Source organism: Flavobacterium sp. 1355 (genome assembly GCF_017833415.1).
Classification (GTDB): Bacteria; Bacteroidota; Bacteroidia; order Flavobacteriales; family Flavobacteriaceae; genus Flavobacterium.
Window position 1 is genome coordinate 162847 of the sequence record NZ_JAFICC010000011.1, and the last position, 13103, is coordinate 175949.

Consider the following 13103-nt stretch of genomic DNA (forward strand, 5'->3'; position numbering starts at 1 on the left):
GAAGCTTCGGGACGCTATATCTTTTCCTTTTTAAAGAAAAAAGAAAAAGGATATCGCTACTAATCGGGCTAGATTAGAAATATAAAATTCTTAAGAAACAAAAAACCCAACAGAATCTAGAAAACTGTCGGGTTTGTTATATATATTTTAATGCTTACGATTTAAACCAACCGGCAACTAATTCATCTTCAAATGAATTGGCATTTTTGTGAATAAACTCATTTGTTGTTTTATTATACGAATAATCCAAAGCCCAGTCTTGATGTTTCTCTGCCAGTTCCTTAATGCTATTGCAGACAAAAGCAATCTCTTCGTCTGTAGTAGTAGGATGAATAGACATTCTGATCCATCCAGGTTTTTTTATCAAATCGCCAATTGTAATTTCGTTTACCAGTTTATTTGAAGTTTCCTGATCTACGTGCAGCAAAAAATGTCCATACGTTCCGGCACAGCTGCATCCTCCCCTGGTTTGAATTCCAAAACGGTCATTCAGTATTTTTACACCTAAATTAAAATGAAGGTCTTCAATAAAAAAAGAGATAACACCCAGACGGTTTTTATGCTGTCCCGCCAAAATTTTAATATTGGCAACAGCATCCAATTTATTAAAAACATAATCAACGATTTCATGTTCACGCTGCAAAATGTTTTCAATTCCCATTTCTTCTTTGAGCTCAATTGCCAAAGCCGTTTTTATAACCTGAAGAAATCCCGGAGTTCCCCCATCTTCACGATCTTCAATATTATCTATATATTTATGTTCTCCCCATGGATTTGTCCAGCTGACAGTACCGCCGCCAGGACAATCGGGAATCATATTATTGTATAATTTTTTATTAAAAATCAAAACACCCGAAGTTCCCGGCCCGCCTAAAAATTTATGAGGCGAAAAGAAAATAGCATCCAGATAAGATTCCGGATCTTCGGGATGCATATCAATTTCTACATAAGGTCCCGAACAGGCAAAATCAACAAAACAAACACCATTATATTGATGCATCAGTTTTGCTGCCTCATGAAAAGGAGTTTTTAAACCGGTAACATTTGAACACGAAGTAATTGAAGCAATTTTTATTGTTCTGTCATTATATTTCTTCAATAATTCCTCCAGATTACCCAGGCAAAAAAGCCCTTTTTCGCAAGAAGGAATAATTTCTACATCTGCAATAGTCTCTAACCATGATGTCTGATTAGAATGATGTTCCATGTGAGAAATAAAAACTATTGGTCTCTTTTCTGCAGGAACAATTGTGCAATCCTTTAGGTTCTCAGGAATTTTCAAACCTAAAATACGTTGAAATTTATTGACAACACCTGTCATTCCCGTTCCATCGGTAATCAAAACATCGTCCTGACTCGCATTTGTATGACGCTTAATTATGTTTCGTGCATGATGGTATGCTTTTGTCATGGCAGTACCTGACACAGTAGTTTCAGTATGGGTATTGGCAACAAAAGGCCCAAATTCGTTCAGAAGTTTCTCTTCTATAGGACGATACAATCTCCCACTGGCAGTCCAGTCTGTATAAATGATCTGTTTTTTGCCATACGGAGACATAAATTCTTGATTTACACCGACAATATGCTGTCTGAATTCCTGAAAATATGTTTCCAGACTGATGGTACTATTTTTGCTGTTCATTAGTGTGCCTTGTATTTGATGCAAATATATTGCTTTTTTATAAAATTGAGAATTTATCAATTATAAACTTCAAACATTAGATAACCTTTTGGTATCTTTAAGTAAACAGCAATTTTTATAAAAATTTATCACAATATTCTATCGGATTAATAGGCAATTAAAATTTAAACAAACATTTATGGGAAATTTATCAGTTGCAACTTTTGGTGGCGGATGTTTCTGGTGTGTAGAAGCCGTCATTCAACGTTTAAAAGGAATTGGAACAATAAAATCCGGATTTTCAGACGGGTTTATTAAAAATCCACCTTACCGCGAAGTCTGCACCGGAAGAACCGGCCATGCAGAAGTTGTTCAGGTAACATTTGATCCTGACATAATTTCATACCATGACCTGATTACCATTTTTATGACAAGTCATGATCCGACAACATTAAATCGTCAGGGCGGTGATAATGGAACACAATATCGTTCGGTTATTCTCTATCATGATAATTCTCAAAAAGAAATTGCAGAACAGGTTTTTGAAGAAGTTCAGCCCATTTACGCTGATCCAATTGTGACACAATTAAAACCTTTTGAAAAATTTTACGACGCAGAAGATTATCATCAAAACTATTACAATCAAAACAAGGAAGCGGGTTATTGCCAGGTGGTAATTGATCCAAAAATTCAGAAACTAAAAAAAATGTATGCTGATAAACTGGCATAAATAATATAATGAAAAATTTAAAAATAAATAAACGATTTACTGCAGAATTGCCTGCAGATGTTAACGAAACCAATGAAATTCGTCAGGTTTCGAATGCGCTTTTTTCATACGTAAATCCTGTTAAACCTTCAAATCCGGTATTAATTCATGCATCAGAATCTGTGGCAGAATTAGTTGGGATTGATAAAGACGAAATTCAGTCAGAATCGTTTCTAAATGTTTTTTCCGGAAAAGAAATTCTTCCGGAAACCCGCCCCTTTGCAATGTGTTACGCCGGGCATCAATTTGGAAACTGGGCCGGGCAATTGGGAGATGGGCGTGCTATAAACTTAACCGAAGTGGAGCATGAAAATAAGTTTTTTATGCTTCAGTTAAAAGGCGCAGGAAAAACTCCATATTCCAGAACAGCAGATGGTTTGGCCGTTTTACGCTCTTCAATAAGAGAATATTTGTGTGCCGAGGCCATGCATTATCTGGGCGTTCCCACTACCCGATCACTTTCTTTGATTCAGTCTGGTGATGAAGTTTTGCGTGATATTCTATATAATGGAAATCCTGCATATGAGAAAGGTGCTATTGTTTGCCGTGTTGCTCCATCCTTTATTCGATTTGGAAGTTTCGAAATGCTAACTGCCAGAAATGAATTAAAAAATTTAAAGCAATTTACAGAATTTACAATCAGGAATTATTTTCCTGAAATTAAAGGTGAGCCAAAAGAACAATATATACAGTTCTTTAAAAAGGTAGCAGATACAACGCGTGAAATGATTTTACATTGGCAAAGGGTTGGATTTGTACACGGAGTTATGAATACCGATAACATGTCAATTCACGGAATCACGATTGACTACGGCCCATATGGATGGTTAGAAAATTATGACCCAAATTGGACACCCAATACAACAGACAGCCAACACAGAAGATATCGTTTCGGAAACCAGCCACAAGTTGCTCAATGGAATTTATATCAATTAGCAAATGCACTCTATCCTTTAATTAATGAGGCAAAACCTCTTGAAAATATTTTGGAGTCTTTCATGAATGATTTTAGTGAAGATTATAAAGTTATGTTTTTAAGTAAATTAGGAATCTTTACTTCTATTGAAACTGACAGTGAACTTATTGTTGATTTAGAGGAAAACCTTCAGTTATCGGAAACCGATATGACAATATTTTTTAGGAATTTAGGCAAAATAAAAAAAGAAGATTCTGCTGAAATAGCTTTAGAAAAGATTAAAGATGCATTTTACATTCCAGATGAAATTGCAAATAATGTGCTCGAAAATTGGAAAACCTGGTTTACTTTATACCTGCAACGATTAAATACAGAAGAACTTTCTGATGAGGATCGTCAGGCAAAAATGAACAAAATAAATCCAAAATATGTTTTGCGAAACTATATGGCGCAATTAAGTATTGATGCTGCAGATAAGGGTGATTTTTCTCTGGTTAGCGAATTGTATTTACTGCTTCAAAATCCATACGATGAACAGCCTGATATGGAAAAATGGTTTGCAAAAAGACCCGATTGGGCGAGATCTAAAGTGGGTTGTTCTATGCTTTCTTGTAGTTCTTAAAGTTTTTTTTTGCCACGAATTTCACGAATATTTTAAAACTAAATAATTCGTGAAATTCGTGGCAAACCTTTATTTAGTAATGCAATCAACAATCATATTGGCATGAATTCTTGAATTTTCAATAAACCATTTATGCGTCTGCATTCCGCCACAAACGACGCCGGCTAGAAACAAACCTTTCACATTCGTTTCCATTGTTTCAGGATTATACGTTGGGATTTTTAATTCATCATTAGAAAGTTCAATCCCCATATTTTCAAGAAACCTTAAGTCTGGCTTATAGCCGGTTAGGGCTAAAACAAAATCATTTTTTATGGTAATTTTTCCGTCTGGAGTGTTAATTTCGACTTCGCTCTCTCTTACTTCAGTAAGATTTGATTCAAAATAGGCCTTAATACTTCCTTCGGCAATTCTGTTTTCAATATCCGGTTTTACCCAATATTTTACACGATTATTGATTTCGTTTTTACGAATTACCATAGTGACGTTTGCTCCTTTTCTCCAGCATTCCAGTGCGGCATCAACAGAAGAATTATTTGCTCCTACAACCAAAACGTTTCTAAAAGCATATTCATGCGCTTCTTTATAATAATGACGAACTTTTGGCAGCTCCTCACCTTTTATATTCATGTTAATCGGAATATCATAAAATCCGGTTGCAATAATTACATTTTTACAGCTGTATATATTTTTATCTGTTACAATTTTAAAAGATTTATCTTCCTGTTTTTTAACTTCAGAAACTTTTTCAAATAAATTAATATTGAAATTAAAATAGCGATGAATATTTCGATAATATTCTAAAGCTTCCTGACGTCCGGGCTTAGGAGCCAGACAGTTAAACGGAATATCACCAATCTCAAGTCTTTCTGCCGTAGAGAAAAAAGTCATATACAATGGATAATTGAAAATGCTGTTTACAATTGCTCCTTTTTCTATAATGAGATAACGTAGATTTTTCTTTTGGGCTTCTATGGCGCAGGCCAGACCAATTGGACCGCCTCCGACAATAATTAAATCATATTCTGTCATAACGGTTTTATTTCCAGTCTTTAAAGGGATTTTTACTTAAATAGGAATTGTAATAACGTTCATCATTGGTAACCTCTTCTCCAAGCCATTCCGGTTTTTCAAAAGACTCCGTTTCAGATTTCAGTTCAATTTCAGCCATGATTAAGCCTTCGTTATCACCATAAAATTCATCAATTTCAAAAACATGATTTCCTGATCTTACTTCAAAACGCGTCTTTTCAATTTTTCCTTTTTCGCATAACTTAAGCAATTCCTCGGCTTCATCAACCGGAATTTCATTTTCCCATTCAAAACGGGTCATTCCGCCATGCTGCCCAATTCCCTTAATAGTAATAAATCCTTTCTGGCCTTTAATTCTAACGCGTACAGTTCTTTCAGGAATAGAGCTAAGATATCCCTGTGCTATTTTATTTTGAGTAAAAGCCTGTTCTTTAAAATCCTCTGATTTTACAAGAAACTTTCTTTCAATTTCAACCATTTTGATATGTAAATTTATTTTATGCAAGTTACTCATTTTTATTGAGTCGCTGTATTTGACATTTTCTAAACTTTCTTTATAAATCTAATATGTTTTAACGTTTGAATTTATTAAGTTAACTGATTGTTAACCAATTACATGTTTGTTTTTTACTACATTTGATATCTCCAAAATTTACTATTCAATTCAGAACTCACAACTTTTAGTGAAATATTAATCAAAATTATACAACGATGAATCTGCCATATTTTTTAGTACCCGCACTAGTTGGCTTAATCTGTGGAATTTTAGGTTACATACTAGGAAGAATGAATTCAAAAAATGATGATTCATTAACATCATCATTACAAGCTGAATTGGATGCCAGCAAGGCACACGTAAAAAATCTTACGACCAGAGTTATGGCTTTGGAAGGTGAATTAACGTATAAAGAAATAAGTAATACAATAGAGCCGCCTGTTGCCGCCGAACCTATTTTGTCATTTGATAGTTCTTTAGCGTCTCAAAGTTTAAGCAAGGAAGTAACAGAAAATGACTTTAAAATTATTGAAGGAATAGGACCAAAAATAGAGAAATTATTAAATGATGCTGAAATCAAAACCTGGCGTGATCTATCAGAAGCATCAATAGAGAAACTACAAGAAATCCTGGATACCGGAGGTGAAAATTATGGGATCCATAACCCGACTACGTGGTCAAAACAAGCTTTGTATGCTTATGAAGGTAAATGGCAGGAATTAAATGATTGGCAGGAAAATTTAAGAGGAGGAAAAGAATAATTATAAAGCTAAAAGTTATTTTATTTTTTTTAAAGGAAAGACGATTCCCATTTCTTCGATTTATTGTACCATAATTGTCCATCCAAAACTTCCAGCGGGCAATCAAAATTGTTAGTATAGAGTGCCCCTGTTCCTAATCCCTGCGGAATTTTAGCGTTTTGTAAAAAAGTCCATTGTGCAATTGCGTTTAGTCCAATATTGCTTTCTAGTGCAGATGTAATCCACCAGCCAATATTATATTGATTTGCAAGAGTTATCCATTCGTGAGTTCCTCTAAAACCTCCTATAAAACTTGGTTTGAGAATAATATATTGTGGCTTGATTTTTTGCAGTAGTTTTTCTTTTTCATCTGCAGAAAAAATACCTATCAATTCTTCATCCAAAGCAATAGGAAAAGGTGTCACTTTACACAAATCTGACATCTCTTTTATATAACCTTTTTTAATAGGTTGTTCGATGCTATGAAGTTGAAATTGATTAAGTTGATTAAGCTTATCTAAAGCTTCATCTAAACCAAATGCGCCATTTGCATCTACTCTGATTTCTATCTGCTCAGCAGAAAAGTGGCTTCGAATGGATTGGAGCAATTCAAGTTCTTTCTGAAAATCAATGGCGCCGATTTTTAGTTTTATGCAATTAAATCCGTGTGCTAGTTTTTCTTCTATTTGCTCTTTCATAAAAGAAGCTTCACCCATCCAGACCAAACCGTTAATTGTAATTGATTTAGAATTATTGGTAAAATCAGAAGGAAACAGCAGATAAGGATTTTCGCTTTTTAAGGATAAAAAAGCCATTTCGATACCGAATTGAATAGAGGGAAATTCAGGCAAAGCTTCCCAAAGTTTTTGGGCTCCCAAATGGATATTTTCGCAAACCCATTTTAATTTTTCTTCATAATCAGGACGATCATCAGCACTTAATCCTCTCAAAATACCACACTCGCCTATGCCCTTTTTACCGTTTTCTTCTAAAACAATAAACCATGTTTCTTTTTCGGTCATAACACCTCTCGACGTTCCTGACGGGCGCTTAAATTCGAGCATGTATTTGTGGTAATTCGCGAGCATTTTTGATTATAAATTAGAAAGATTTCTAGAAAAGTTTTAGCACTTTTTCATAATCTTTAGATTGTATTCCGGCTTTTTGAAAAACTGCAAAATCTAGTTTTGTTTTTTCTGTCCAGCTAAGGCTGTCCGTAACATTTTGATTTTGGTATTTCTTATAAATTGATTTTGCGGTACTGTAATCGTCGTTCAAAAGATATACGTGTGCCAGGTTTAGTTTTACCAATAGTTCTGTATCATCAAGCTTTTGTCCTTCGGTAAGCGCTTTTATTGCTTTTGCATATTGTTTGGTCAAAATGTAGCAGTATCCAATTGAACTGTAATCCAGTGCGGTAGCTTTTCCGTCATTAATGATGGTATTTAATTTTGGAATCGCTTCGTTATATTTTTGTTGTTTCATCAATGATGCTATCTGGGCACGAAGATCATTATAAACATTTTTAGAAATATCGGCATCATTATAACAGGCGTTCCCAAAATCCTTATAAACTTTATTTTTTTCGATTGGCAATAATTTCTGAAATTCAGAATAACGATATTGTTTTATTATCTTGTTTAAGATGCAAACACAAAAATCATCCGAATTGGCCATTTTTTGAGCCATCGTTGATGTCTTGCACAAACTTATAATTTCATTTTTATTATCCTGATTCCAGCCTCTGTTTAGTTTCGAATCGACCCACGGCACAACTTCTAAAACTATTTTTTGGCTCAAAATCCAGTTTTTGCTTTCAAAACCAAACCAGATTGTTGTCGTATTTTGTTTTAGGCATGAGGATTTATCCAGTGACAATCTTTTGGCATCTTTGCTTACAGGCTCAGACTGAACAAAACAAGCGACATCTGTTTTTCCTTCTGCAACATATTTTTTTGCATCTTCATTTGTAGTAAAAATAGAATACGTGCACTTGTCATCTCCGGAAATCTTTGACATCAAAAAAACAGCTCCTGCAGATCCCTGACCAATTCCGTAAGGATCCGGAATGGCTTTTAGTACAGAAACCAGGCTACTTGTCATTTCCTGATTTTTATCTAAAAGTGTTATTCGATAAACAATTTCTGTGGTTCCGACAGGTAAATCCTCTGTGTTTATGGCAACGCGGTCTCCTGCAGAAACCAAAAATTCTTTTGTAGTAGCACGTTCTTTGTCCCAATAACCGTCTTTTTGTGCATAAGTGCCATAAAAAGAAATAACTGATAGGAATAAAAATATTTTTTTGAAAGTCATATTCATTAATTTTTAGCAGTAGTATTAATCATATTTTCAATTCGCTTTTCAGCCTCGGCTTTTGAATTCCATTATAAAAATCTTTAACAAATATATAATGAATCATCATTCCATATATCAATTGGTTGATTTATTGTTGGCTGATATGACTAGCCCTGATGGAAGCGGTATCCTTTTGGGGTGGGGTTCACCCCAAAAGATATAGCGGACAGCAGGAAACAGCTCCTGAAAAAAATTATAATTCTATTGATTCTCCAATTCCAAGAAGCATTAAATCTTTTCCTTTATCAAAAAATTTACGAATAGATTCTTCGTGGTTAATCTCGATATATCCGAAAGTATCATAATGATAGCCAAGAATTTTATCACATTCTACAAAATCTGATGCGATGATAGCATCTTCTACATCCATTGTAAAATTACTTCCGATTGGCAGGATTGCTAAATCCAGTTTTGTTCTCAACGGAATAAGTTTCATGTCGTATGTGAGTGCTGTGTCTCCGGCAATATAAATATTTTTATGTTCTCCTTCGATTACGAAACCTCCCGGATTTCCTCCATAACTTCCGTCTGGGAAAGAACTGGAATGAATTGCATTTACATATTTTACTGTTCCAAAATCAAATTTCCAGGTACCGCCATGATTCATTGGGTGCGCATTGAAACCCAATTTTGCGTAATGGCTTGTTATTTCGGCATTAGAAACAATAACTGCATTTGTTCTTGCAGCAATAGCTTCTACATCTAAAACGTGGTCGCCATGTGCATGCGTAAGTAAAATATAATCTGCTTTTAAAGTATGTATGTCGATTGCCGAAGCTTGTGGATTTCCGGTTATAAAAGGATCTACAATAATATGTTTCCCTCCAACTTCTATCCCTAAAGATGCGTGTCCGTAAAAAGTAATTTTCATTTTGAAAGATTTTATAGTTGAACTTATGTTATCTTCCGCCTAAGAAGAGATTTACAATAATATCTGATATCAATGATATCATACAGATTGTTAACAGCAATGAAAGTAGAAATGTACTCAAAGCCACTTTTTTTAATTCAGGATCTAATAATTTAGGTTCCTTATTTTTAGAAACAGTAATTAAATGTTTGGTTAAAGGGATATAGGCCAATAAAAATAAATACTGATCAAAACGGTAATCGCTTAAAATAGCAAATACAACAACAAGAACCATTGCAGTAATGATTAAGGCAAAATGGTATATTTTAGCTTTTTTGCCGCCAATTTGTACCACAATTGTATTTTTGCCTGATTTTTTGTCTGATTCTTCATCTCGCATATTGTTCAGGTTTAAAACGGCAACACTTAACAAACCAATTGCAACTGCAGGTAAAATTAAAACCGGATCAACTTCTTTTGAATATAAAAAGTTAACACCCAAAGTACTTACCAGTCCGAAGAATACGAACACAAATATATCTCCGTATCCTCTATAGCCATAGGCCGAATTTCCTACTGTATAACGAATTGCCGAAGCTATTGCTGCAATTCCTAATAAAAGAAAAAAGATAGAATATCCGAAATTTGATTGCCCAAAAGCAAAATAAATTAAGGTTACAGCTGATAATAGTGTCAACAATGAAGTAATGATGATTGCTTTTTTCATGGCCTGTGGTGTAATTACACCACTCTGAATTGCTCTTTTTGGACCAACTCTGTCTTCATTATCAGTGCCTTTTACGCCATCTCCGTAGTCATTTGCAAAGTTTGATAAAACCTGCAGACCTAGTGTTGTTAAAAGTGCAAAACCAAAAATTTTCCAGCTAAAAACTTCTGTTGGTGTATTGATGGCTTCTGTTGGGTTTGATAGTGCATAGATACTACCCACAATAATTCCGGAAACTGATAAAGGCAATGTGCGCAGTCTGGCGGCTTCAATCCAATGTTTCATTTATAATTTTATTTTGTTTAATTTTTTGTTTCAGGTTTCACGTTTCAAGTTTTTGATTCTGGCTAGACAACCTTAAAACCCGAAACTTGATACTTTTTTGCTTTTATGGAAGCCATTTATTTTCTCCGAAATTTGGTTTTCTCTTTTCTAAGAATGCGTTTCTTCCTTCTTTGGCTTCTTCTGTCATATAAGCCAGACGTGTTGCTTCTCCGGCAAACACCTGCTGACCAACCATTCCGTCATCTGTAAGGTTCATCGCAAATTTTAGCATTTTTATAGAAGTTGGTGATTTTTGCAGGATTTCCTGAGCCCATTCGTATGCAGTAGTTTCAAGTTCGTCATGCGGAATTACTGCATTTACCATTCCCATATCCATTGCTTCCTGAGCTGAATAATTTCTTCCTAAAAAGAAAATTTCGCGAGCTTTTTTCTGCCCTACCATTTTGGCAAGATAAGCTGATCCGTAACCACCATCAAAACTGGTAACATCTGCATCTGTCTGTTTAAATATGGCGTGCTCTTTACTTGCCAGCGTCATGTCACAAACAACGTGCAGACTATGTCCGCCGCCTACAGCCCAACCGGGAACAACTGCAATTACCACTTTTGGCATAAAACGAATTAAACGCTGAACCTCAAGAATATTTAACCGGTGCTGACCATCTTCTCCAACATAACCCTGATGCCCACGCGCATTCTGATCACCTCCGCTGCAAAAAGAATATACTCCATCTTTTGTTGATGGGCCTTCTGCAGAAAGCAAAACTACTCCTATCGAAGTGTCTTCCTGTGCGTCATAAAAAGCCTGGTACAGTTCTGAAGTTGTTTTAGGACGAAAAGCGTTTCTGACATTGGGTCTGTTAAAAGCAATTCTTGCAACTCCGTTACATTTTTTATAGGTTATATCTTCAAATTCTCTGGCAGTTATCCAATCCATTTCTATTTGTTTAGTTTTAAATAATTATAGTGTAAAAATAAATCATTTTTTACATTTTTACCTACTCAATTTAGTTTAAGTCTTCACTAAAATTACTCCCAATGTTATCAATTGGGTATCATGGATAAAAAATAACACTATTTAACATTTGATTTAAAAAAAATTGAGTAATTTTATACCCTAGAAATCAATGAGATACATTTATTTTATTGATTAAGGATTGATTTTCTTTCACTGATTTATTAACCTAAAAAATGACTTTTTTTGAGAAAAATTAAAAATTTTGTCGCTCATTTTTTTACGGTTTTTATTAGTAAACCCCTAAACAATGAGCAAATGATTTACGCATTTGTCAAAACTACAAGAAGGAGATAGTAGCACCTAAGGTTAAATGTTGGAAATGTTTATTATTAGCAATATAGTTGAGTACGAAAAGAGGAAAAGTTGCTGATTACTGCTTTCTAAAAGTTATATTATAAACCAATGGAGTAGCCGTGAAATTGATTTTTTGATGGTTGAGATAAGTATTCTAAATCGTTTAAAAGACATACAAATGATGCAGGAAGTAACTTCAAAAATGTTTAAAGCTGTTATTTCTTGTAAGAATTCGAATTATTTTATTTCTGTTTTTTTTTAATTACAATTTTTTTTAAAACTGAATAAAAAGGGAAAGGCTGCTTGTAATGAGCAGCCTTTCCTGTTATATATGTAAGGTAAAATCCAAAAATTAAAATCCAAATTCCAACTTTAAATGTGGTCACGGTCGAATTTTTAAATTTCAATTGAAACAAAAATTCCAATAGATTAGATGCTTTCTATTGGAATTTGGAATTTTTATTGTTTGAATTTAAAAAATTAGTTGTCCTGAATAAGATAAATTCCATCTTCTTTAATTTCAATAAATTTCTCTTTATACAAAGCTCCAATTGCCTTCTTAAAAGTCTTTTTGCTCATTTTAAGAACCGTTTTGATATCTTCGGGGTGAGAATTATCGTTTAAGCGTAAAAAGCCACGATTTGCTCTTAATTCATCCAGAATTTTCTCAGCATTGGGCTCAATATTCTGATAGCCTTGTATTTGCAAAGCAACATCAATTTTATTATCAGGACGAATGTTTTTAATGTAACCGCGCATTCTGTCTCCTGTTCTTATGCTGTCATCATAGACTTCATCTTTATACAATAAGCCTTTGTGCTGTTCATTGATAATCACATTAATTCCTAGTTCTGTAATATGCGAAACTATCAAATCTACTTCTTCTCCTTTTTCAACCGTAAGTTGGTCATTGCTTAAAAATTGATTCAATTTACTTGAAGCTACTAAACGATTGGTCTTTTCGTCAATATAAAGATAAACCAGATAACGCTTTCCTTTTTCCATCGGGCGTGCCTGCTCCTTAAACGGAACCAGGATATCTTTTTCCATCCCCCAATCCATAAAAGCCCCAACCTGATTAGTATAATTTACTCTCAATAAAGCAAATTCATTCAGTAAAATATAGGGCTCCAGCGTAGTAGCAACCGGACGCTGTTCGTGGTCCAGATAAACAAAGACAATAAGCTCCTCGCCTATTTCAAATTCATTCGGAACGTATTTGTTTGGTAGTAAAACATCGTGAACTCCTTCAGGATCTTTTTCAGGATTTCCTAAAAAGAGCCCCACTTTGGTATCACGTAATATAGTTAGTGTATTGTATTTTCCTATTTTAAGCATTTTCATTAAAGTTCTAAGCTGATCGACAACTAAGTTTCTA

The 13103-nt window shown here is 34.3% G+C and carries 12 protein-coding genes; 3 read left to right on the plus strand and 9 right to left on the minus strand.

The genetic code is table 11. The features are described from left to right. Positions 1 to 154: 154 nt before the first annotated feature. The gene (locus JOD96_RS15445) at positions 155 to 1642 is read right to left on the minus strand and encodes an aminotransferase class V-fold PLP-dependent enzyme (RefSeq protein ID WP_209565130.1); all 1488 of its coding nucleotides are present in this window, start codon (positions 1640 to 1642) and stop codon (positions 155 to 157) included. Positions 1643 to 1820: 178 nt separating this feature from the next. On the opposite strand from JOD96_RS15445, the gene msrA reads away from it, so the two are divergent. Both msrA and JOD96_RS15455 read left to right on the plus strand, forming a co-directional pair. Beyond that, positions 1821 to 2351, plus strand: a complete 531-nt coding sequence (gene msrA / locus JOD96_RS15450) for a peptide-methionine (S)-S-oxide reductase MsrA (RefSeq protein ID WP_209565131.1) — start codon at positions 1821 to 1823, stop codon at positions 2349 to 2351. Between the two features lie 8 nt (positions 2352 to 2359). Next, a complete protein-coding gene (locus tag JOD96_RS15455; RefSeq protein ID WP_209565132.1) occupies positions 2360 to 3928 on the plus strand; it encodes a protein adenylyltransferase SelO in 1569 nt (522 codons plus the stop codon). A 69-nt stretch (positions 3929 to 3997) separates the two neighbouring features. Here the strand turns inward: JOD96_RS15455 and JOD96_RS15460 are convergent, their stop codons facing one another. After that, a complete protein-coding gene (locus JOD96_RS15460) occupies positions 3998 to 4960 on the minus strand; it encodes a YpdA family putative bacillithiol disulfide reductase (RefSeq protein ID WP_209565133.1) in 963 nt (320 codons plus the stop codon). A gap of 7 nt (positions 4961 to 4967) precedes the next feature. Further along, positions 4968 to 5438 carry a CYTH domain-containing protein gene (locus JOD96_RS15465; protein ID WP_209565134.1) on the minus strand — a complete coding sequence of 157 codons (471 nt, stop codon included), beginning with the start codon at positions 5436 to 5438 and terminating at the stop codon, positions 4968 to 4970. Between the two features lie 233 nt (positions 5439 to 5671). On the opposite strand from JOD96_RS15465, the gene JOD96_RS15470 reads away from it, so the two are divergent. Continuing rightward, entirely contained in the window at positions 5672 to 6217 is a 546-nt protein-coding gene (locus tag JOD96_RS15470; protein WP_209565135.1) for a helix-hairpin-helix domain-containing protein, read from the plus strand. 29 nt (positions 6218 to 6246) lie between these two features. Here the strand turns inward: JOD96_RS15470 and JOD96_RS15475 are convergent, their stop codons facing one another. The 6 genes from JOD96_RS15475 to JOD96_RS15500 form a co-directional block, all read right to left on the minus strand. Continuing rightward, complete coding sequence (locus tag JOD96_RS15475) at positions 6247 to 7284, minus strand: o-succinylbenzoate synthase (protein WP_209565136.1); 1038 nt, start codon at positions 7282 to 7284, stop codon at positions 6247 to 6249. Between the two features lie 25 nt (positions 7285 to 7309). Then, positions 7310 to 8509, minus strand: coding sequence for a tetratricopeptide repeat protein (locus JOD96_RS15480; RefSeq protein WP_209565137.1), 1200 nt, complete (start codon positions 8507 to 8509; stop codon positions 7310 to 7312). Positions 8510 to 8744: 235 nt separating this feature from the next. After that, on the minus strand, positions 8745 to 9422 hold the full coding sequence (locus tag JOD96_RS15485; RefSeq protein WP_209565138.1) for a metal-dependent hydrolase: 678 nt from the start codon (positions 9420 to 9422) through the stop codon (positions 8745 to 8747). A 28-nt stretch (positions 9423 to 9450) separates the two neighbouring features. Continuing rightward, positions 9451 to 10413: a 1,4-dihydroxy-2-naphthoate octaprenyltransferase gene (menA, locus tag JOD96_RS15490; protein ID WP_209565139.1), complete on the minus strand. Its 963-nt coding sequence runs from the start codon at positions 10411 to 10413 to the stop codon at positions 9451 to 9453. A gap of 103 nt (positions 10414 to 10516) precedes the next feature. Further along, the gene (locus JOD96_RS15495; RefSeq protein ID WP_209565140.1) at positions 10517 to 11350 is read right to left on the minus strand and encodes a 1,4-dihydroxy-2-naphthoyl-CoA synthase; all 834 of its coding nucleotides are present in this window, start codon (positions 11348 to 11350) and stop codon (positions 10517 to 10519) included. Between the two features lie 855 nt (positions 11351 to 12205). Continuing rightward, positions 12206 to 13063, minus strand: a complete 858-nt coding sequence (locus JOD96_RS15500) for a S1 RNA-binding domain-containing protein (protein ID WP_209565202.1) — start codon at positions 13061 to 13063, stop codon at positions 12206 to 12208. Between the last annotated feature and the right edge of the window lie 40 nt (positions 13064 to 13103).

What these genes read in the sequence shown, in the direction of transcription:
- JOD96_RS15480 (WP_209565137.1), bottom strand. Translation starts at nt 8,509, where the DNA reads ATGACTTTCAAAAAAATATTTTTATTCCTATCAGTTATTTCTTTTTAT.
- JOD96_RS15495 (WP_209565140.1), bottom strand. Translation starts at nt 11,350, where the DNA reads ATGGATTGGATAACTGCCAGAGAATTTGAAGATATAACCTATAAAAAA.
- JOD96_RS15485 (WP_209565138.1), bottom strand. Translation starts at nt 9,422, where the DNA reads ATGAAAATTACTTTTTACGGACACGCATCTTTAGGGATAGAAGTTGGA.
- JOD96_RS15470 (WP_209565135.1), top strand. Translation starts at nt 5,672, where the DNA reads ATGAATCTGCCATATTTTTTAGTACCCGCACTAGTTGGCTTAATCTGT.
- menA (WP_209565139.1), bottom strand. Translation starts at nt 10,413, where the DNA reads ATGAAACATTGGATTGAAGCCGCCAGACTGCGCACATTGCCTTTATCA.
- JOD96_RS15475 (WP_209565136.1), bottom strand. Translation starts at nt 7,284, where the DNA reads ATGCTCGCGAATTACCACAAATACATGCTCGAATTTAAGCGCCCGTCA.
- JOD96_RS15500 (WP_209565202.1), bottom strand. Translation starts at nt 13,063, where the DNA reads ATGCTTAAAATAGGAAAATACAATACACTAACTATATTACGTGATACC.
- msrA (WP_209565131.1), top strand. Translation starts at nt 1,821, where the DNA reads ATGGGAAATTTATCAGTTGCAACTTTTGGTGGCGGATGTTTCTGGTGT.
- JOD96_RS15455 (WP_209565132.1), top strand. Translation starts at nt 2,360, where the DNA reads ATGAAAAATTTAAAAATAAATAAACGATTTACTGCAGAATTGCCTGCA.
- JOD96_RS15445 (WP_209565130.1), bottom strand. Translation starts at nt 1,642, where the DNA reads ATGAACAGCAAAAATAGTACCATCAGTCTGGAAACATATTTTCAGGAA.
- JOD96_RS15460 (WP_209565133.1), bottom strand. Translation starts at nt 4,960, where the DNA reads ATGACAGAATATGATTTAATTATTGTCGGAGGCGGTCCAATTGGTCTG.
- JOD96_RS15465 (WP_209565134.1), bottom strand. Translation starts at nt 5,438, where the DNA reads ATGGTTGAAATTGAAAGAAAGTTTCTTGTAAAATCAGAGGATTTTAAA.